Origin of the sequence: Hirschia maritima DSM 19733 (assembly GCF_000378345.1) — a bacterium.
Classification (GTDB): domain Bacteria; phylum Pseudomonadota; class Alphaproteobacteria; order Caulobacterales; family Hyphomonadaceae; genus Hirschia; species Hirschia maritima.
On the sequence record NZ_KB899545.1, the window covers coordinates 112,126 to 132,664 of the forward strand.

General features: G+C 46.4%; 23 protein-coding genes. 15 read left to right on the forward strand and 8 right to left on the reverse strand.

Annotated elements, in window-relative coordinates:
* Positions 1 to 15: 15 nt before the first annotated feature.
* Positions 16 to 969, reverse strand: a complete 954-nt coding sequence (locus F551_RS0105865) for a hypothetical protein (RefSeq protein ID WP_018996563.1) — start codon at positions 967 to 969, stop codon at positions 16 to 18.
* A 98-nt stretch (positions 970 to 1,067) separates the two neighbouring features.
* The gene (locus F551_RS0105870; RefSeq protein ID WP_018996564.1) at positions 1,068 to 1,388 is read right to left on the reverse strand and encodes a hypothetical protein; all 321 of its coding nucleotides are present in this window, start codon (positions 1,386 to 1,388) and stop codon (positions 1,068 to 1,070) included.
* A 100-nt stretch (positions 1,389 to 1,488) separates the two neighbouring features.
* Between F551_RS0105870 and F551_RS0105875 the strand changes: the two genes are divergently transcribed.
* The 5 genes from F551_RS0105875 to F551_RS0105895 all read left to right on the forward strand — a co-directional run bounded on the left by F551_RS0105875 (position 1,489) and on the right by F551_RS0105895 (position 6,329).
* Complete coding sequence (locus F551_RS0105875) at positions 1,489 to 1,854, forward strand: DUF1491 family protein (RefSeq protein ID WP_018996565.1); 366 nt, start codon at positions 1,489 to 1,491, stop codon at positions 1,852 to 1,854.
* Between the two features lie 108 nt (positions 1,855 to 1,962).
* On the forward strand, positions 1,963 to 2,352 hold the full coding sequence (locus F551_RS0105880; RefSeq protein ID WP_018996566.1) for a hypothetical protein: 390 nt from the start codon (positions 1,963 to 1,965) through the stop codon (positions 2,350 to 2,352).
* A gap of 118 nt (positions 2,353 to 2,470) precedes the next feature.
* Positions 2,471 to 4,078, forward strand: a complete 1,608-nt coding sequence (locus F551_RS0105885) for a peptide chain release factor 3 (RefSeq protein WP_018996567.1) — start codon at positions 2,471 to 2,473, stop codon at positions 4,076 to 4,078.
* Positions 4,079 to 4,244: 166 nt separating this feature from the next.
* Complete coding sequence (locus tag F551_RS0105890; protein WP_018996568.1) at positions 4,245 to 5,480, forward strand: mechanosensitive ion channel family protein; 1,236 nt, start codon at positions 4,245 to 4,247, stop codon at positions 5,478 to 5,480.
* Positions 5,481 to 5,684: 204 nt separating this feature from the next.
* Positions 5,685 to 6,329: a DUF1349 domain-containing protein gene (locus F551_RS0105895; protein WP_018996569.1), complete on the forward strand. Its 645-nt coding sequence runs from the start codon at positions 5,685 to 5,687 to the stop codon at positions 6,327 to 6,329.
* A gap of 10 nt (positions 6,330 to 6,339) precedes the next feature.
* On the opposite strand, the gene F551_RS0105900 is transcribed toward F551_RS0105895, so the two are convergent.
* From F551_RS0105900 to F551_RS0105915, 4 genes are all read right to left on the reverse strand, one after another.
* A complete protein-coding gene (locus F551_RS0105900; protein ID WP_018996570.1) occupies positions 6,340 to 7,437 on the reverse strand; it encodes a DUF2336 domain-containing protein in 1,098 nt (365 codons plus the stop codon).
* A 136-nt stretch (positions 7,438 to 7,573) separates the two neighbouring features.
* A complete protein-coding gene (locus F551_RS0105905; RefSeq protein ID WP_018996571.1) occupies positions 7,574 to 9,406 on the reverse strand; it encodes an ABC-F family ATP-binding cassette domain-containing protein in 1,833 nt (610 codons plus the stop codon).
* Positions 9,407 to 9,461: 55 nt separating this feature from the next.
* The gene (locus F551_RS0105910; RefSeq protein WP_018996572.1) at positions 9,462 to 9,923 is read right to left on the reverse strand and encodes a hypothetical protein; all 462 of its coding nucleotides are present in this window, start codon (positions 9,921 to 9,923) and stop codon (positions 9,462 to 9,464) included.
* Positions 9,924 to 9,951: 28 nt separating this feature from the next.
* Positions 9,952 to 11,943, reverse strand: coding sequence for a transglycosylase domain-containing protein (locus F551_RS0105915; protein WP_018996573.1), 1,992 nt, complete (start codon positions 11,941 to 11,943; stop codon positions 9,952 to 9,954).
* A gap of 276 nt (positions 11,944 to 12,219) precedes the next feature.
* On the opposite strand from F551_RS0105915, the gene F551_RS0105920 reads away from it, so the two are divergent.
* Genes F551_RS0105920 through F551_RS0105950 form a run of 7 tightly spaced genes read left to right on the forward strand, consistent with a single transcriptional unit; the run spans position 12,220 to position 17,101 of the window.
* On the forward strand, positions 12,220 to 12,714 hold the full coding sequence (locus tag F551_RS0105920; protein WP_018996574.1) for a hypothetical protein: 495 nt from the start codon (positions 12,220 to 12,222) through the stop codon (positions 12,712 to 12,714).
* Positions 12,677 to 13,915, forward strand: coding sequence for a DNA-packaging protein (locus F551_RS0105925; protein WP_199285683.1), 1,239 nt, complete (start codon positions 12,677 to 12,679; stop codon positions 13,913 to 13,915). Before F551_RS0105920 ends, F551_RS0105925 begins: the two co-directional genes overlap by 38 nt.
* Before the next feature lie 12 nt (positions 13,916 to 13,927).
* Positions 13,928 to 14,803, forward strand: coding sequence for a hypothetical protein (locus F551_RS0105930; protein ID WP_018996576.1), 876 nt, complete (start codon positions 13,928 to 13,930; stop codon positions 14,801 to 14,803).
* 33 nt (positions 14,804 to 14,836) lie between these two features.
* A complete protein-coding gene (locus F551_RS0105935) occupies positions 14,837 to 15,985 on the forward strand; it encodes a phage portal protein (protein ID WP_018996577.1) in 1,149 nt (382 codons plus the stop codon).
* Positions 15,982 to 16,209 carry a hypothetical protein gene (locus tag F551_RS0105940; RefSeq protein ID WP_018996578.1) on the forward strand — a complete coding sequence of 76 codons (228 nt, stop codon included), beginning with the start codon at positions 15,982 to 15,984 and terminating at the stop codon, positions 16,207 to 16,209. The genes F551_RS0105935 and F551_RS0105940 overlap by 4 nt, the downstream gene beginning before the upstream one ends.
* Positions 16,202 to 16,642, forward strand: a complete 441-nt coding sequence (locus F551_RS0105945) for an HK97 family phage prohead protease (RefSeq protein WP_018996579.1) — start codon at positions 16,202 to 16,204, stop codon at positions 16,640 to 16,642. The genes F551_RS0105940 and F551_RS0105945 overlap by 8 nt, the downstream gene beginning before the upstream one ends.
* A gap of 54 nt (positions 16,643 to 16,696) precedes the next feature.
* Entirely contained in the window at positions 16,697 to 17,101 is a 405-nt protein-coding gene (locus F551_RS0105950; RefSeq protein WP_018996580.1) for a hypothetical protein, read from the forward strand.
* Positions 17,102 to 17,115: 14 nt separating this feature from the next.
* Here F551_RS0105950 and F551_RS0105955 read toward each other — a convergent pair whose 3' ends face one another.
* On the reverse strand, positions 17,116 to 17,433 hold the full coding sequence (locus F551_RS0105955) for a hypothetical protein (protein WP_018996581.1): 318 nt from the start codon (positions 17,431 to 17,433) through the stop codon (positions 17,116 to 17,118).
* A gap of 106 nt (positions 17,434 to 17,539) precedes the next feature.
* Here F551_RS0105955 and F551_RS0105960 point away from each other — a divergent pair, with 106 nt between their 5' ends.
* The 3 genes from F551_RS0105960 to F551_RS0105975 all read left to right on the forward strand — a co-directional run bounded on the left by F551_RS0105960 (position 17,540) and on the right by F551_RS0105975 (position 19,969).
* Entirely contained in the window at positions 17,540 to 18,778 is a 1,239-nt protein-coding gene (locus F551_RS0105960) for a phage major capsid protein (RefSeq protein WP_018996582.1), read from the forward strand.
* Between the two features lie 232 nt (positions 18,779 to 19,010).
* The gene (locus tag F551_RS0105970) at positions 19,011 to 19,550 is read left to right on the forward strand and encodes a head-tail connector protein (protein WP_018996584.1); all 540 of its coding nucleotides are present in this window, start codon (positions 19,011 to 19,013) and stop codon (positions 19,548 to 19,550) included.
* Positions 19,547 to 19,969, forward strand: coding sequence for a DUF3168 domain-containing protein (locus tag F551_RS0105975; RefSeq protein ID WP_018996585.1), 423 nt, complete (start codon positions 19,547 to 19,549; stop codon positions 19,967 to 19,969). Before F551_RS0105970 ends, F551_RS0105975 begins: the two co-directional genes overlap by 4 nt.
* Here the strand turns inward: F551_RS0105975 and F551_RS0105980 are convergent.
* Entirely contained in the window at positions 19,966 to 20,454 is a 489-nt protein-coding gene (locus F551_RS0105980) for an SRPBCC family protein (RefSeq protein WP_018996586.1), read from the reverse strand. The two genes, F551_RS0105975 and F551_RS0105980, sit on opposite strands and share 4 nt — an antisense overlap.
* Positions 20,455 to 20,539: the final 85 nt, after the last annotated feature.

A 20,539-nucleotide genomic window follows, 5' to 3' on the forward strand; every position in this document is an offset into this window, starting at 1 on the left:
TTTAAGCTTTGAAGGCTAATTTGTTTTTACTGTGTCTCTTGCTATTGCGCTAAAAGCTGCGGCAGCTCGAAAATCTCCAACTTCAAACGTTGCTCTAACGATTTTGGAACTCTTGTCTCGATCAGAGGGAATGAATTCAACGATTATCGTTTCGCGTGGATCAAGCAGATTGACGGCATTCATGGCGCGATCGTCAAACAAGAAAAGAGCCCCTTGGGTTTTATTTCCGTCTTCATAGGGCGGGGCGTCTACGATCTCTCGTCCAGATGCCAAGAGCTTTTTAGACATTGACCTTGGTGGTGGCGATAATCCTTTAGAAGAGCCAAACAAACCACCAATCCACGGGGTTGGTGATTTCTCATTGTCTCGCACGATTAAACGAGCCATCGAAGGAGGTTGTTGATTTATCAAAAGTCTCTTTACAGTCGACAATTTTGCTGGCGGCCTTTTTTGTCCGGGAACTGCAAACCCAAGCGGATCTCTTGCGCGTGGAACATGAATAAGACCAAACCTAACAGATGTTTCGGGGTCTTCCTGATAAGCGGCCCATACATCCGTTAGAGTTCTTGTGGCGGTCCATAGTCTTATTCCGCCTCGAAATTCATAGAAAGGCGTCCGCGAAAACGCTAAAAATGCATCTTTCAGACGTTCATTGGCGGTGGTTAGGCGTTCGTCATCACATTCCTTTGAATTTGCGTAGGAATGAGATTCGTCATGTAAGGCTTCAACTTCATCAATCGAGAATCCGCCTCGAAGAAGTGCAGTGCGGGCTTGCCAATATCCCATTTCCAGAGCCAATCGCTCTTTATCGGACAATAGTTTGCATTTTTCATCAGCAGATCGAAGCGAAGCGCGCTCCATAAAGGCAGTGTTTGCGTCGGCCACCTGCGCAGCTGCTGAAGAAGCTGTAAGAGCTAATCCTATAGACACGGCCAGAGGGGAGAGAAACTGAAGTTTATTGCGCAACATAGCTTGTTCTATACGCAATAGAGATTGACTATCAATGAATTTTTTCGGGAGAAGAAAGGGCCAAATTAAGAGCTAATTATGGCGGAGACTTTGTCTCTTTAAGCTGCTTGGTGTGAATGAGCAGAGGTTTTAGGGTTATCTATAGATGCTAAGAACGCTTTATCATCATTTGATAACTTAAAGTGTTTTTCTTTTGCTGAGGCGATTAACTCTCTAAAGAAAAAGAATAGGCCCGAAACCAATAATACCGTAACAAGAACCCATAAAATACTTAGGTCTGTTGTGGGAGGTGTTTGTGGCATCGAAAAGGATTGATTTTGGAATTCACCAAGTAAAACATTTGTAATGTTTTCTGGCGATAGCTGAATATTGCCAGAAGTGCCAGATTGCCAAAGTATAGTAGGTGCAAATGCCAACATTACCAAAAAATCCAAATTCCCCAACTGCGCGAATACATAGGTTTGTTTTTCCGCTGCGTTCTAATTATCAACAAAACAATAAAAGAAAAGAAGAAATTACATGTCTTTCTGCATTGTAACAAAACTCTGGGTAGATGCTCTCGTGCGTAGGGTGAATTTGTCGGGCGCTTACTCAACTGTTGAGAGAATTGGTGATGAAACGCGTGGAGATGTACTTATAAAGACCCGCCGACCCAATGGGGATGTTTCCCTTATCGGGCGAGCATTCAGCCCAGATGATGAAATTGTATTTCAATATATTCGACCTGAAAATCACATCATGACTGAGCAAGAAGCCAGTGAATATTTGAAAAAAAGAATATCCTATGATGCAGACATTTGGATCATAGAAATTGAAGACAAAGAGGGGCGCCATTTTCTGGAAGAAAAGGTGCAACCGATTGTCCTCAATGACCCTTTTGCGTGACCCATATATAATCTAACAAATTTGACTTAAATTTGCCGCGTTCTCCAACAATATATTTACGATACTCATGTATAAGTTTCTCATAGACTAGAAGGAATGAGACACCCGATGTTGTTTTTGATGAATTCACAGGTGATTGATATTGGAGATCCACGGACAACACTTCGTGAGACTGCAAATCAGCTAACTGAAATTCCGTTTCAGCAATTGAGTACAGCACATGCTGTAAGCTTGGGGCAGGCTCTATTTTTTCATTGTCCAGACGACAAAAAACCAATGCCAGGTGCATTGCAGGCATTGGGTGCATTGATTTCAGAATATACTGATGCGAATGCGGCATTGTTTGTGAAACCACCAAATGCACAGGCTGCTCAGCAAGTTCAGATCCGGTTGGCAGAAGTGCAACTTCCCGTGATTGCTAACCTATTTCAATTGCAAAAACGACAACCATTATCACCTGCTTTGGTGAACAATTCTGTTTGGGCATGTGCAGCTTAGATTGATTGCGGTCGTGCAAAATCTAAAAATTAGGAATTTAACCGCTTCAATCTAGTCGATTGCGGCGGATTGCTTTATGGGATGCTGTTTGTTTTTAAAACTTGCAGGATCATGCCCAATGGCGCTTACGCCCACTCAAGAAGCCGCTCGTCGTAGAACCTTTGCCATCATTTCTCACCCAGATGCGGGTAAAACCACGTTGACAGAGAACTTGCTTCTTACAGGTGGGGCTATCCGTTTGGCTGGGCAAGTGGCTGCACGTGGTGAGCGTCGCCGGACCACTTCTGACTGGATGAAGATTGAACAAGATCGTGGTATCTCTGTTGCTTCGTCTGTCATGACATTCGAATATGAAAACCTAGTTTTCAACTTGCTTGATACGCCAGGGCACGAAGATTTCTCTGAAGACACTTATCGTACACTAACAGCAGCGGATGCTGCTGTGATGGTGCTAGATGCAGCTAAGGGTATTGAGCCGCAAACTTTGAAGTTGTTCGAAGTTTGTCGTCTGCGCGATATACCTATTGTGACTTTTATCAACAAACTGGACCGCGAAGCTGTTGATCCATTTGAATTGCTTGATGAAATTCAAGATAAGCTAGCGCTTGATTGTGCGCCATTGTACTGGCCTCAGGGATCAGGTGAACGTTTCCGCGGAATGGCGGACCTTACAAAGGGTGAGTTCCTTCGTTTCAAGAAACGCACTGCTGATGAAGCGCTGGAAGTGGGCGGTGCAGATCGCACGGCGATGGATGAAGCTGCGGTTTCTGAATTTATGGATGGCGATGAGTTTTCTGAAATTGAAGAAAATGCTGAAATGGCAAAGGAAATGTGTGTTCCTTTTGATCATCAATCATTCCTTGAGGGGCATCTAACGCCTGTAGTATTTGGCACCGCGCTTCGTCATTTTGGCGTAAGAGAATTGCTTGATACTTTGACAGCCTATGCACCTCCGCCAAGAGCGCAGAAAGCCAAGGTTAAGGGCAATGAAACTGTCATTGATATTGAAAACAAAGAAGTTTCAGGATTCATTTTTAAGGTTCAGGCAAATATGGACCCCAATCACAGAGACCGCATTGCCTTCTTGAAAATGGTATCGGGCAAATTTAAGCGCGGTATGAAGCTCAAGACGACATCTGGAAAACAGCTCAATGTGGCGTCTCCCGTAATGTTTATGGCGCAAGATCGCGAGATAGCTGATGAGGCATTTGCTGGAGATGTTATTGGTGTGCCTAACCACGGTGCTCTTCGTGTTGGTGATAGCATGTCGGAAACTGGAAACATCATGTTTGGCGGTATCCCAAACTTTGCGCCCGAGATTTTGCGACGGGCGCGTTGTATTGATCCGATGAAATCTAAACACCTTCGTAAAGCGCTCGAGGGTTTGGCTGAAGAGGGTGTAACTCAATTGTTCACGCCTGCAATTGGGGCGGACATGATTGTTGGTGCGGTAGGTGCGCTACAGATTGATGTGATGGCGGAGCGTGTCGCGGCTGAAAACAAATTGGATGTTGTGTTTGAACAGGCACTATACAACGTTGCGCGCTGGGTGACATCTGATGACGCAGCTTTGTTGGATGCATTCCTAGAAAAAAATAGAGCCAATGTTGGAACTGACATTGATGGCGCACCTGTGTTCCTAGGAAAGAATGCTTGGGACGTCGGCTATGTGGCTGAGAAAAACCCTGACATTAAATTCTCTGCGACCAAAGAACGGTTGAACTAGAGCTTAAGATGCTTTGAACGGCATAGAATTAAAACATAACCATGATTTAAGTGCCATTTTGGGGTAAATGCTGGCATGAAGTCTTGACCTTTAATGCGAATTCCACGTGAACTTCGCTCCAGCTTCATGCTGGATGTAAAGTACGTGTAGAACAGGGCGGGACGAAATGTTCGAGAATTTAGTTCAAAAGCTACCTGAGCAAGCTCAAGCGGGTATCTCTTATCTTCAGGGCATCTGGGATGAGGGGGCATTCGGGATGACTTATGGTGATATTATTATTGCCACGAGTATTTTGCTATTTGCTCTGATTATTCGCGGTATTTTTGCGCGAACTGTTGTGCGCGGTATCTCTCGCGCTGCCGCAGGTACGAAGACTAATCTCGATGATGCATTAGTCACAACAATTGCAGCGCCGTTGAAAATGGTTCCGATCATTGTTGGGGTATATGCTGCTTCTCAAGTCATTGTTCTAAATGATGACCTTCAAGGCATAGTCGATAAGGTGCTGCGTTCTCTTGTTGCCTTTTCAATATTCTGGACACTCAATCGCGCCGTGGGTGGATTTTCATTCTTATTTACAGGTTTAAGATCCACGCTTTCGCCAGCAATAGTTGATTGGATCACAAAGTCACTCCAGCTCGTATGTGTGTTTGTGGGTGCAGCTGCAATTCTTGAGATTTGGGGCATACAGGTTGGACCAATTCTAGCAGGTTTAGGTATTTTTGGTGTTGCTGTTGCGCTTGGTGCACAAGACCTATTCAAGAATTTGATATCCGGGATTTTGATCCTTGTTGAGCGGCGCATGGAGCGTGGTGAGTGGATCGCTGTTGATGGCGTCGTTGAAGGAACGGTTGAGAAGATAAACTTCCGTTCAACATTGGTGCGGCGATTTGATAAGGCTCCAGTTTACGTGCCCAATTCCAAGTTTTCCGACAATGCTGTTGTAAACTATTCGCGGATGACACATCGCCGTATTAAGTGGGTTATCGGTGTTGAGTACAGCACAACGACAGAACAGCTTCGATATATCCGTGATGAGATTGAGGCGTATCTCTATACCAATGAAGCTTATGCAAAGCCGCCAGAAGCTACATTGTTTGTGCACATTGATTCATTCAATGATTCTTCGATCGATTTCTTGATCTATTGCTTCACGAAAACAACTGTGTGGACCGAGTGGTTGCAACACAAAGAAGAATTTGCATTGAAGCTGATCGATATCGTTGAGAAGGCAGGTACCGGTTTTGCCTTCCCAAGTCGTACGCTCTATATGCAACAACAAGAGCCGCCGGAGGTTATTCATCCACCGACCTTATCTGAAAGTGTTCACAAGATGCGTGCATTGAAAGGCGCTTCCAGTGCTGGCGTCAATGCTGGTGCCGAAGATGGTGGTGACGGATGAAAGTCACTTAATGCCCATTAAACTTGCTGTCTGAATGGTATTCATAGCTTAGAATGGGCGTCACTTTTCTAGTGAATGTTGAACGAATTTACGTCGTAATGTGATAATTCCGGCATTGTTCTCGGTGATTGACTTTATCACATGGAGAATGACATGTTTGACTAAGATAGCTGGGTTTAGTTTTAAAAAAGTTTGGTGGAGATCATGAAAAGCAGTATTGCAAAACTACTATTATGCTTATTTTTGATAACGTTGTCACATCCTGCAGTAGCTGAATTTGAACCAATTCCAAATGAGTTTCGATTGCTTGATGAGAATGGTGAGATTTTGGTTGATGATCAACAGATCGTGGTCAAAGCCGGAAAAGGAACAGACCTTTTTACAGATAGCATTGGAAAGCTGCATTCAGATAATGTTCCCCGTATTCTTTTCGATGTAGAAGGGGATTTCTCACTAACCACAAAAATTGAAGGCAAATTTTCAAAGGCTTATGACGGGGCGGCTATCTTGATTTATCAGGACGGCCAGCATTGGATGAAATTCTTGTTTGAAAAGTTTCGTTCAGGTGATTTAGGTGTGGCATCAACTGTAGTCACGACAACAGGCGATGATGCTTACCACTTTTCTACAGATAAAGAGATAAGTGGGATATTTCTCAGGGTTCAACGCAAAACAAATAGTTTGACATTGTTATACTCTGAGGACGGAGAGAGTTGGAATTATGCACGTTCCTTCTATTTTGACGTTGAAGGACCACTATCCATAGGCTTTGCCGCGCAGGCACCTTTGAGTGAGTCGGTAACTGCAGTTTTTTCTGATATTAAATATATAAATCAGGATGTAGAATGATTGAAAGTATTTAAGCGGCTGTAGCTTCAGCTTGATTTCTAACTTTCCAGAACCGCACTGCGCGTTGAGCAGCTGCCAATGGTACTTCGTCATACATATCGGAGTATTCTTTGGCTTTTGCTACACCGTTTTCACCGCCCACAATTTGCATAGCAAGTGTTGAAAATAGCGCCTTAGGGAAGTGTGCTGCACGGCAAAGAATTGCCATAGCGTCAACATCCTTTTGATCGGTTATGCGCAGGATTGTATCCAATGGCACCTGAGTGAAATAAGAAAAGCTTGCGTAAAAACGTGAACGCTCGCCATTGCGCAATTGTTGCACAAGGTGAGGGGGAGTTAGGCGATCGGCTTCAATCTCGGCCTCAACCCATTTTCTCTGTTTGTCTATGTCTTCTGGGGCTTTTCCGTAAGCTACGTTCAAGCGTTTTTTAGAAGCTTCGAGAGCTGCGTTTAATTCAGCTTCTGATACAGACTCAAATTTCTGCATTATCTGGGCGCGAAGCTTTGTTTCCACGACCTGATAGACATCGTTTAGCAAGTCGAGCGGGACATTCTTGTTTTTCACCAAAGGAGCCTGAAGCACTTTGCTTGTCATGGCGCGTTCAGTAACTTCTTCATAAGTCTCGCGGTCAATTTGTGCTGTTTCGTTCTCGAGAAGGGAGACAACAACTTTGTCCTCACCTTTCTTTACTAGAACTTTTGAGACCGGTGATGTTAGGTGTTCACGCTTAGACACAGCCATCAGCTTATCCTGACAACCATTGTTGGCAATGTGCACAAGGTCGTCTTCAGTCAGGGCTTTTGACTTGCGAAGAACCGGAGCAGCAACGCGAATAGAATCTGTTGCAAGGCGGCGCGCTGTTTTGCGTAAAGGAGATTTGGAAACCGCAACTTTACGGGATAATTCCATACGAACTTGCTCGGTCATATCCGTGGCAACTGCACCGATGATTTCATCAAACATGGCGCATTCAGTTTCGCTGCGCTCACTTTTATCATCTTCAAAAAAGACATCAGTCACTTCGCGTAATAGATCGCGACGTTTTTCACTAGATGTTTCTTTTGCCAGATCCATAAGTTTGGCAAATTTCGAGTGATCAACAGACATTCAGAAGCCCCTTTAGATGAATAGTCGGATATATTCATACCTAAAAGGAGTTAATAAATGGTGGGAAAAACCTCATGGTTTACAGCGGAAGGCGATTTTTTAATTGAATTTGTTCTGCAGGTTGCAATTGATCTACTTAACCCAGGTTTTCTCGTTTTTCTTCGAGTTCAAGCCATTCCATTTCAAAGGCCTCTAATTCTTCGCGCATTTCATCAAGTTGCTTTGCTTTAGAGTTAAACTCTTCAGGCTTTTTTGAAAACAATTCTGGATCTGCCAAAGCTGTCTCAAGCTCACCAATTGTGTTCTCATGAGAGGGGATGAGTTTTTCTAGCTCATTATATCTGTGCTGGTCTTTAAAAGTCAGTTTTGTTTGTTGTTTAGATTTTGAAGTATCGGCAGACTTCGCTGTTGCTGATTTAGTTTCTGAGGCTTTTTTCTTAGCGGAAGCGCGGTTTTTCTGCTGGATCAGATAGTCAGAATATCCACCAGGCGTTTCTAGCCATTCACCATTGCCTTCCGGTGTGAGAACAGATGTGACAACGCCATCAAGAAATGCACGGTCGTGGGATACAATAATGAGCGTGCCATCATAGTCCATAAGCATGTCTTCCAACAGATCCAGCGTTTCCATATCCAGATCATTGGTTGGTTCGTCTAGCACCATAAGATTGGAGCTTTTAGCAAGAGCTATGGCAAGTGTCAGGCGATTGCGTTCTCCACCTGAAAGAGCTGACACGGGCTGGCGCAATTGTTCGGGGCCGAACATGAAGTCTTTTGCATAGGACGCGACATGGCGTGGATAATCGCGCACCATAATTTGGTCGCCGCCATCAGGGGCGAGTGTTTCCCAAAGCGTGTCTTCATCTTTGAGTGTGTTTCGGTTTTGGTCGAGATAAGTGATTTGCAGGTTTTTGGCGATGCGAATTCGGCCTGAACCTTCATCTGCGTTTATCTCTCCAAGCATGATTTTGAGGAGAGTAGACTTTCCAACACCATTGCCGCCAACAAGACCAATACGGGCACCGCGCATAATCTTAATCGAGAAATCTTTGGCGATGATCTTTTTACCCTTAGGGGTGTCAAAAGCTTTTTGGATATTGATCCCTTCAAACACGAGTTTGGAGGAAGGAGCAGCATCATTTGAGATGATTGAAGCTGTTTGATTGGACTGGTTTAGGTTATGCTTGCGTTCTGCTTGTTCTTTGCGCATGTCCTTAACTTTGGACAGGCGGCCCTGATTACGTTTGCGACGTCCTGTGACACCGCGCATCAGCCAACGTTGCTCTGCTTTTAACTTTGTTTGCAAACGGTCGAGTGCTTTTTCATCTTCAGCTTCAACTTTTTCAGCCCAATCATCAAAAGCCTTATACCCGCGATCCAATTTACGGACAGCGCCTTGTCGAAGCCAAGCTGTGGCGGTGGTCGTGTTTTCCATGAAGCGGCGATCGTGGCTGACCAGTAATATTGCGCCTCGAAAACTACTGATCCGGCCTTCTAATTCTTCAATGGCATCGACATCCAAATGGTTGGTTGGCTCATCAAGCAATAAAATATCTGGATCGGACGCAAAGGCGCGGGCGAGGGCGAGACGTTTGCCTTGTCCGCCCGAAAGTGTGGATGGATCCACATCATGCGCCAGACCTGCAATGTCTAGCTCTGTTTCGGCAAGATAAAGCTCAGTTTCTTCCAGATCGGCAGCGGCATAGTCCAAAGCTGTTTTGTATTTGGAAAAATCAGGCTCCTGATTCAGGAATTGCAGGCTTGTGCCAGGTTGTTTCCATACCTCGCCTGAGTCCGCATCCAGAGCGCCTGCAAAGATACGCATCAGCGTGGATTTACCTGCGCCATTGCGGCCAACCAGCGCAATGCGCTCGCCTGCATATAGGGAAAGATCAACACCAGTAAATAGAGGCGCGCCGCCCAGCGTTAGCTGAACATCACGAAGAGTGGCAATAGGAGCTTGAGACATGACACGCGGTATAGCGAGGAGTTAGCTGGGTGTCACTTAGTTTTAAGAAGGATGTTTAGTGGTTGCAGGAAAGACCACGGTCCTGCATGTATTTGACCAATATTTCTTCATCAAATTTCTTTAAACTTCCCATCACCGAAGTTGACTGTTTTACATTTCCACATCTGTCGGATGAAAAGTGGTAGTCTGTTGCGGGGAATTTGCCGTTACCGAGCCCCCATCTGAGATACGAACATACTTCCGCAACAGTTACAGTTGCTCTAATCGAGCCATCAAAATGATCTCTTGAATACACAATATTTACAGCTTGCTCTTTGAAAAACTCATAATCAGGAAACTCGTTTTTTTCGAAGCTATGCATGGTTTTCAATATGCGTTCGTTAATTTCCTCATTTGAGTAATATCTGGCTTTAGCCAAACAAAAATTCGTGACGGGAGAAAACCTGAAAGTGGACAGAACGCCATACAAAACCAGTATTGCGGCAATAATCAATTTTGGATTTGTTGGAACTTTCAAGCGTTACTCCCCCAGTCAGAATTTAACTCTACCTATTCTCCACCGATGCAAATGCGCTGGCGAGGGAGCGGTAGTAGGCGAGTTTTTCTTCTTCGACGGCGCTGATTGTGATGGCTTTTTCTGCACCCGGTAGAGGCGTGGCGGGGAGGCCTTCATGAGCTAGCATCATGACGTCATGCCAGAGTTCTGCGGGTGTTTCTCCGCCCGTGACTTTTTTCATCGGGGTGTCGTCATCATTGCCGACCCAGACGCCGCCAATATAGTCGGCAGTGAAGCCAACAAAGAGGGCATCGCGCCAATCTTGGCTGGTGCCTGTTTTACCTGCGACATCGCGATAGACTTTTGGCGCGGCGATTGGTTTGGGCGAACCTTCTGGCAAAGGTGCGGGAGGAACTTCTAACCGTGCCGCCTTTCCTGTGCCTGCCACCACCACGCGGCTCATCATGCTGATCATCTCGCGATTGCGTTTGTCGCCAAATATCTTCATCGGCTTTATTGGTTCTTGCTCAAATAGGACTTCGCCGCGCGATGTGCGAATTTGCTTAATTAGCCAAGGCTTGAATATCTTTCCATCGGTTGCGAACACGCCATAGGCGCGTGTCATATCGAGGAGGGGGATTTCTTCTGAGCCAAGTGCGACGGATGGGTAGCTCGACATTTGCGTTGAGACACCAAAGCGTGCGGCAAGGCTGGTAACGCTTTCCATGCCGACTTCTTGAGCTAGTGAAGCTGCAATCGTGTTTGTTGATGTTGCAAAGGCTTCAGACAAAGTCATCGCGCCCTTATAGCCGCCGCCATAATTCTTAGGTTTCCATCCATCAATTGAAACGGGTTCATCATAGCGGATTGAATAGGGGTGAAGATCTGCTTCCATTGCGGCGGCAAAGACGAATGCTTTAAACGCCGAGCCGGGCTGGCGCATGGCTTGTGTCGCACGGTTAAATTGGCTGTCGGCATAATCACGGCCACCTACAAGCGCGCGCACGCCCCCATCCTTGCTGATGATGACGATGGCTCCTTGATCGATTTGTTTGTCTTCGCCGACTTCATCAAGCTTGGCGTTTAAAATGTCTGATGCCTGAGTTTGCAAATCCAGATCAACAGATAACGTGATGACCATATCAGGTGCATTTTTGCCAGCGGTGAGTTTTTGCGCTTGTTCTGTTGCGGCATCGAGGAAATATCCAATGCGCGGATCATATTCTTCTTCAATCAAAGTGATGGGTTCAGTTTTTGCGCGTTCAGCCATTGAAGGCGTGATGAATGTATTGCGCTCCATGCGGTTGATGACAGTGTTACGTCTTTCAATCGCAAGTTCCATATTTTTACGCGGCGAATAGCGAGAAGGTGCTTGAGGTAATCCGGCAATTAAAGCGGCTTCTGCAACAGTTAGTTCCTTGGGGGATTTGCCAAAGTAGGTTTGTGAAGCGGCGTCTAATCCAAAGCTGCGTGCGCCAAGGAAAATGCGGTTGATATAAAGCTCTAATATTTCTTCCTTGGAGAGCATTTGCTCTAGCTCAGAGGCGAGGCGAGCTTCTTGGGCTTTGCGGCGTAATGTGCGCTCTGGTGTGAGGAAGAGGTTTTTAACAAGCTGCTGGGTGAGTGTGGAGCCACCTTGCACTGTTTCACCGGCGCGCCAATTTGCAAGCGCTGCACGTAAAATTGCCCAATTATCAACACCTGTGTGTTTGTAAAAGCGCTGATCCTCAACTGATAGAAATGCCTGAATGACATGAGGCGGCAGATCTACTGGCGCAATGACATTCCCATATCTTGGCCCTCGGATGGCTATTGTTTTGCCATTCTCATCCACAAATTCGATGGCGGGTTCGCGGTTCATCGACCATAGCTGATCTTTGGATGGCAGAGTTGGCATTTGGGCAAATAGTGCATTCCACAATAGCAGCATTGAGAGCGCGATTGTGATGATTACACCCAAAGCGCCGATCCCGATCCACTTGAGTAGATCAGACCGCTTTTTGTCTTCAGCCGCCAGTTTGTCTGCGCGATAGCCCGCCATAAAAAGTCTCTTGTTTCACCCGCAATTGTTTTTTCTCTAGCGCGGTAAGGTTTATATCTGGTCAAGATATTTGCCTAGCTAAACGTGATTCATGGCGTTTGTGTGCAGCTATATGCTGAATTTTGGGATAGGTTCGTGCCAATCCTCTGAAGGTATACAAAATTTTTGAGTTGTTTCAGTTGGTTATGCACTAAAGTATAACAATAATCCGACCCAACATAAAGCCTCGCTATATTGGCTAAACTGACAGAAAACCTTCAGACAATAGAGCAGATTATGGAAAAGTTGGATCATCCTGACTGGCTTTTGCGCGAGTATGATTATCTTTCTGGCCTACCAAGCGTGGAGATGGCTGATAAATATGGTGTGTCATATCAACGGATATCAGCTTGGAAAAAGCAATTTGGTTGGCGACGTGCAGAGACGCTTGAACAACTTCTAAAGCCTAAAATCAAACGCGTTTTGTTTGCCGCGCAAACCGAGCTGGAACGTGGTGAGCTGGATGATTGTGTGAAGCGGTTAAAGGCTATCAATCACTTTCTGAAAACTTATCATGATGTGATGGCGTGGGGACAAGAAAAAACAGTGGGGAAAGCAATGCATGACAAGCAGCAAGATCGAGCTACCGAGCCTGAAAATGTGGAAGAATTACGGGCCGAGCTTATCAAGCGTCTTGAAAACATTGTCGGACCCGAAGAAACGAAAGCCGCTTTTGACAGCGCTGGCGTCCCTATTGAAGGACGAGAGGGCGACGCAGGCACTCGATCATGATTGGTGGTATCGTGCGCATGAAGGGCAGCGACCTTCCGACACGGATTGGCGTGTGTGGCTTTACATGGGCGGTCGCGGCGCAGGCAAAACACGGGCAGGTGCTGAATGGGTCAGAGAGCAGGTTTTTGAGCATGGGAAGCGACGTATTGCTTTGATCGGGCCGACGATTAGTGATGTGCGTGAAGTGATGATTGAAGGGCCATCAGGTTTGCGCAATATTGGCCCCAATGATGAACAGCCTAAATACTCACCGTCTAGGCGTCGATTGGAGTGGGCCAATGGCGCAGAAGGGTTTGTATTTTCAGCTGAAGATCCTGACAGTTTGCGTGGTCCTCAATTTGATGCGGCATGGGGCGATGAGATCGGTGCTTGGCATAGGGCGCAAGAGTGCTGGGATATGCTGATGTTTGGTTTGCGTTTGGGCGATAATCCGCAAATTTGCGCAACAACGACGCCGCGTTCTACAGAATTAATCCGCAAATTGGTGAAAGCTGATAATGTGGTGATAACACGCGCGAATACATTTGCGAATAAGGACAATTTATCGCCAAGCTTTCTGGAGGCTGTGCAAAATACATATTGCGGTACGCGCCTTGGGCGGCAGGAAATTGATGGCGAGCTTATCGATGATCCAAAAGGGGCTTTATGGCTGCGTTCACAAATAGAAACTAACCGTACTATTAATAAAGATAGTGAATTTCAACGTATTGTCGTGGCGATTGATCCACCTGCAAGCAAAGGCGTAAATGCAGATACATGTGGGATTATCGCTGCTGGACTTACCGTTCAGGGTAAAGGCGTGGTTTTGGCAGATGCTTCTGTCCAGGGATTGCGTCCGCTAGATTGGGCAGGGCGAGCTTCTAGTCTGGCAAATGAATATGGCGGCGCAGAAATCATAGCCGAGGCCAATCAAGGCGGTGAAATGGTGCGCGATGTGCTGGAAACAGCGGGATGCACAGCACCTATAAGGCTAGTGCATGCTAGGTTGAACAAAGCTGCGCGTGCTGCTCCCGTGGCAGCACTCTATGCGCAAGACAAGATATCGCATGCGGGAACATTTCCAGCGCTGGAAGATCAAATGTGCTTATTCGGATCTGACGTTTCCAGCGGCTCACCAGACCGCGTTGACGCACTCGTTTGGGCAATGACGATATTGATGTTGGAGAAGAGTATGCTACCACCACGTGTGAGACGGGTTTAGTTGGGGGGATTAATGAGTCCTTGTTATAAAATTGATATAAAAGAAAAATCATACGAACAGCATTTTAATATCGAAATAGGGCAATATACAGATGAACTGTTTGCTCCAGACCAATGTGATGAAAAGATATTGGGTTTCGACTCCTCTGTACACTTGAATGACAACTTATGGCATCCACACTTCCCTCGCATGTCATCTAGATGTTTAAGTAACGGTGTTCTAAGGGGGGATTTGGAAAAGCACTTAGGTCGAGGGCTAAATAAGATTCTGCCCAATATGAAATTTAATTTGTTCATACAGTTTAAACGACCTGAATATTTGTCTGGGCATCGGTCCGGTCAGTGGGAGCACTGGAAAAGAAGTTATTACCGCTTCACATTAACTCCGCATCAACAAGAATTATTGGAAAAATTGGCGGTTGTTTCAAAAGGTAGAGCTGCAGTTGTTTATGCTTCTCCTGCATTTAATACCCTAGATGAATTGATGGAGAAGAAAAGAAATAAAGAAATAATTGATAGTAGTAATATAATAAGTGCAGAAAAATTATCCGGGCATACAAAATGTACCTATGCTGAAGCTGGAAACATCTCGATGGGGCATTCCGAGCCTGTTGAGATTGTAAGCCCACCTTTATCGAAAATCCTTGCACAAAGAAGCGAGAATAAGGGGCAACCTTTTACTCAACATATTAAAAAAAGTGCGGACATTATTGTGAAAGCTATAAGAGAAAATAAAACAATAGAGAATTCTGTTAAGTTGGCAAAATCAGCTTTAGGAAATGAAGATGTAGTCGAGTTGCCTGTTGAGCATTCTTCATGGTCAGATGCACTTCTGACAATTAGAGCCTTCTCAATAGTTTCAGATATCTCGCTAGTGTCAGTTTCCTAGAAATCTTAAAAACCTAAAATTGGAGGGAGACGTATGTTTCCATGGAAAACGCGTGAGGCGAAGGCTTCAGGTGTGCCTTTTGTTGCCTTGTCGCAACTGGGCAATGCGCGCTGGACGCGGGATAAAGCATCGCTAACCCGCGAGGGCATGTTACATAACGCGGTTGGCTATCGATGCGTGCGTTTGATTGCCGAAGCGGCGGCAGGTGTGCGGTGGCGCGTAAATGAAGGCGCTGAGGATGCTTTAACATTGCTGGAGCACCCTAACCCTGAACAATCGGGCATTGAGCTTCTGGAGGCTTTCTATGGTCATTTACAGACCAATGGGAATGCTTACCTGCATGGCGTGGTGTTGGATGATGGTGAAGAATACCAAATGCCTCGCCAAATCTATGCTTTGCGCCCTGATCGTATGAGCCCAATAGCAGGGCAGCATGGGTGGCCATTAGGGTGGAATTACAAAGTAGATCGTGCCTCGCACCGATTTATGCGAGAAGCGGATGGATGGTCACCGATATTACACTTCAAGCTATTCCATCCTTTGGACGACTATGAAGGCCTGTCTCCGCTTGAAGCGGCAGGTAAATCCATCGATGTTCATAATGCTGGAGCAAGTTGGGCGAAGGCGCTTATCGACAACTCAGCACGTCCTTCGGGTGCTTTGATATATGGTAAGGGCGGTGAACGTTTAACACCTGAGCAATTTTTGCGGCTAAAACAAGAGCTTGAGGTAGCTCACACGGGCGCGAGCAATGCGGGGCGTCCAATGTTGCTTGAGGGTGGTTTAGATTGGAAACCTATGGGGCTGACGCCTAACGACATGGACTTTATCGCCGCCCGCCATGATGCTGCGCGCGAGATTGCGTTGGCCTTTGGTGTACCGCCCATGATGCTGGGGATACCGGGCGATAATACGTATTCAAATTATAAAGAAGCCAATATCGCTTTCTGGCGTTTGACGGTGCTTCCGCTTGTTGAGAAGGCAGGGCGTAGTTTGTCAAACTGGCTGTCTATCCGCGCGCCTGAGCGTGTCGAGTTGCGACCTGATCTTGACAGTATTTCGGCGTTATCATCGGAGCGTGATGCGCTGTGGGCAAGGCTGGAAAATGCAAGCTATCTCACCGATGATGAAAAACGGGAAATTGCTGGGCTGGCTCCATTAAAGCAAGGGAGCAATTCATGAGTTTCGATCGTAAACTAACAATTGGCGTTTTGCTGACCATCGGGTTGCAATTGGTCGGTGCTTTTATGTGGGCTGGTGCTGCGGCTGAACGCTTAAAAACAGTGGAAACACGGCTTGAGCAACAAAGGCCAGTTGCCGAGCGTTTGGCGCGTTTAGAAGCTGAAATGGTAGCCGCGCGCCGTCAACTTGATCGCATCGAGCAAAAGGTGAGTCTGGATGAATAAAGCACCTGTTTTGATTGAAGGATATGCCAGTATATTCGGCCAACCAGATTTGGCAGGAGATATCGTGCGGGCCGGTGCTTTTGCTAAGTCATTGCAGCGACAAGGAGGTGCAAACATACCCATGTTGCTGCAACATAAGGGCGGCAAAATAGCGGGACAGTGGACACGTATTCACGAGGACGGGAAAGGCCTGTTTGTCCGTGGTTTAATCAACCCAAACCTGCCTGCAGGTAGAATGGCTACAAAACTGGTTGAGAATAACTTGCTTGATGGATTGTCCATTGGCTTTATCGCAGGTGGTTGGCGACCAGATGGTGTGTCGGGGCGGCGCTTGAATACTGTCGAATTGCGCGAAGTTTCATTGGTAACAACGCCAATGGCCCCTAAGGCGCGGTTTCATGTAATTGGTGCGCATGCAAAGCTTGCTGCATAACCCAAATCGTGAGAGTGAAGAGGGATTGGTTAACCCAAGCTTGGAATTACAAATATGCCAGCTAAGAAGCAGTATGATTGGTCATTCCTGATCGCGAATTGGCGTATAGTTTTGCCAACAGCATTGATCGGTTTGATTGTGCTGCAATTGATGGGGCTTAACCTGAAACTTGTGTTCTTTTTAGGCTTAGCAGCGATCGTACTTTTTTTGCTGCGTAGACGAATTTTACGGGTGTTTCCCAAAGGCAAAAAGCGGATCGGTATTCAGCTAGGAAGCATGAAATTCTCAGTTACCAAAAAGCAGGTTTATATGGGGGCATTGGCGCTCGTAGGCGCATGGATCGTTTTATCACTAATTGGTAAGATATTTTGGGCTTTGGCAGTGCTTGCGCTCGGATTTGCGGTGATTGGCGGCGGGTTAGCACTAGGTGAACGCATGCTGTCAGGAAGAGAAAATTAAACATTGGGTTCGTTTCATTCTTCCTTTTCAAATTTTGGATAAAAGATGAAGCCAGTACCAAATGACTTTATATACTCGAATAAATTTAGTCTTTGTATTTGCTCAACTTCAATTTGCAGCGCATTCCCTATATTTGACTCTTCGACCTTTTGCTTATCCCATGCCGCGAGTGTTTTGGCTTTTGCTTGCAAGATGGCTCTGTTGGCTGAAGAGGCAACAACTTTTTCAGATCTGATGAAACCGCAGATCCAATTTTCTTTTACGGGCGTGTCATTCTCACCTAATTCAGGAATATGAATATCGTACCCGTGAAGAATTACATAATAGAACATGGTTTCTTCTTTTTAGATAAAGAGACTAGGCTCTTAGGTTCTTTAGTTGCTTCTGTTTGTGAGCGGCAACTTTAGGTAATGTCTTTAGTGACGACAAGGAAATTTAATGACATTGGAAACAAAAATGGGTGCAGCCGCGAGTGCGGGTGCAAATGATGATTTGCGCGCTGTTTCCGCTCAAATTATGACAGCGTTTGAAGACTTTAAGGAGGTAAATGATGCGCGTTTGGCAGAGATTGAAAAACGTGGCGCAGCCGATCCACTCCTTGATGAAAAACTTGGGCGGATCGAAGCAGCCCTTGATAAGCAACAAAACCGTCTCGACCGTTTCAGTTTGGATGCAGCACGTCCAGCAGTTGGCAAAAACGGTTTGGAGCATGTGGCAAACACTGAGCACAAATCTGCGTGGGATGGTTATCTACGTTCGGGAGATGATTCTGGCTTGGCGCGATTGGACACAAAAGCGCTAACGCAGGCCACGGATGCGCAGGGCGGGTATGTAGCACCTGCCGAGTTGGATAGGTTGATTGAAGCACGCTTAACAGCATCTAGTCCTATGCGACAGATAGCGGCGGTGCGTCAGACATCAGCAATGGTGTTTAAAAAGCCGGTTGGGCTGGGTACGCAAGGCGCTTGGGCGAGCGAAGAAGGTGCGCGCACGGAAACAACGGCACCAACGTTGGATTTGCTGGAGTTTCCAGCGGCTGAACTGTACGCTATGCCAGCGGCTACACAAACCCTTCTAGACGATGCTTATGCTGATATTGATGAATGGTTGGCTGATGAAGTGGAAGCTGCTTTTTCAGCGCAGGAAAGTGCGGCCTTTATCAATGGCGATGGCGCGAACAAACCAAAGGGGCTTTTGGATTATACAATCACCGATAATGGGGCGGCTGTGTGGGGCGAAATTGGATCAGTTGCATCCGGTGGTACAGGGGCGTTTGCTGGTACGGCACCCGCCGATGCTTTGATTGACCTAATCTACGCACCTAAGGCGCAATTTCGTGCGAATGGGCGCTTTGTGATGAACCGTCGTACGCTATCGGCATTGCGCAAGCTGAAGGATAGTAGTGGGCAATATGCATGGCGTCCAGGTATCGGCGGAGAAGCATCTACAGTGCTGGGGTATCCGGTAACTGAGATTGAAGATATGCCCGACATCGCAGCGGGCAATGCAGCGATTGCTTTTGGGGACTTCCGCAAAGGGTATCTGATTGTCGATCGTCAAGGCGCGCGCGTGCTGCGTGATCCATATTCTGCCAAGCCTTATGTGCTGTTTTATACAACGAAGCGCGTGGGCGGTGGTGTGCAGAATTTTGACGCGATCAAAGTGATGACGTTTTAAAGCAGCTCTTTGAACCATTTCCAAACTCCCCAGCTCATTCCTAAGGTTGAAGACAGCCAGTTAAACCAGATTGGGGGAGGCGAATAGTTTTTCGCCCTTTTTTTCTTTTCTGACATTTTAGGTCCTTTCATCTTAAATTTGTTGGACCTGATTCTATACAACTGTGTTCGAGTTACTTGTCAACAACACCTATGATGAGCGATTTGACAGGGCCAAACTCAAGGACAATTAAATGAAAATAACGACACTGGTACCGCCAGTGGGCGAGCCTGTGGCTTTGGCTGCGGGTAAGGCTTTCTTGCGGATTGATTATGAGGGGGAGGATACGAAAGTATCCTCCCTTATTTCTTCTGCGCGGGCGCGTGTGGAAGTTGAAACTGGACTTCGCCTCGTGGAGCGCACTGTAAAGCTAGAACTGTCATGCTGGCCGGCAAATGAATTGGAGGCGCGGACATTGGAGCTTCCGATTGGGCCAGTTTCTTCCATTCAATCGGTGATGATTGATGGGGAAGACTTTACGTCGCGATTTGTATTGCAAAAGGGCAACCCAGATAGGTTGAAGTTTCGTGGGACTATTTTGCCGATTGCGCAGGATGGGTTTGAGATTTCACTTATCGCTGGCTTTGGACCGGATGAAGGTTATGTGCCCGCTGATTTGAAATTGGCTGTGAAATTACTGGCGGCAGAGAGCTATTCGCGGACAAACTCAAGCGAGGATTTATCCACCGATGTAGCGGCATTGCTGGCACCTTGGCGGAGGGTTTCGTTATGAGTGCTGAGAGCGAATTATTAGATGCTATTCTTGGACATTTGCGAGCCGATGCGGATATGCAGCAAGTCTTTGGGGCGCAGCCACGCATTTTCGATGATTTAGGTGGCGTAAATCCACTTTACCCTTATCTAGTAGTCACGCGGCATGAGGTAACGAATGTTGAGGCTCAAAATGTGAAATTGTTAGATCACCTGATTGATTTGCAAGTAATGACGCGATGGCGTGGACGAGAAGGTGCACGCGAAGCTGTTGGGCTTGTGAGGAAGCTGGTTGATCGCCCGCTATTGGTTCTGCCTCAACATCGGTTGTCTTGGTGCCATAGCGTGTTTTCAGACACTTTGATGTTGAAAGATCTACAGACTTTTAAAGGCATTGTGCGCATCAAGGCACGCACAACACCGATATCAAATGTTACTTAGGCGTTTTCAGTTGCGCCCGTTTTGGATTGTTCAATACGATCACCCCAATCAGCATAACGTAGCGCTTTACCAGTCTCTATGAATGATTTCATTGAGCTAAGAATTGCGGGCCAACCTTTGGAGACACCTTTAAGGACTGCTGAATTCTCAGGGAAACCCTGATGTTTTACAGTCAGCATTGTCGAAGGGCCATTTGTGTTAATTTCAAACGTTACTAGAGAGACGCCTTCATGGTGCATCGGGCCATGGCCACCAACGCGGAATGTGTGAATGAGTTTATGTGGCGCTTCGGATTCTAGGATTTCACCTTGAACATCATCATTTCCTGAACGACGAAATACAATTGTTGAACCAGATTTAAACGTAGAGAGCATGTGAGTATCGGACCACCAATCACGCGGGCCATCGTGTTCAGTAATTGTATCCCAAACCTTTTGTGGCGTAGCGTCTAGGTAGATTGTGTAAACAAATTCATTCGCGCTCATGTGGGGTTCCTCGTTTTTTGTTTGGGGCAGCTTAACCTGAATTGCTGCGCTGCGAAAGATTAACAGGTCGTCGCACCAAAAATAA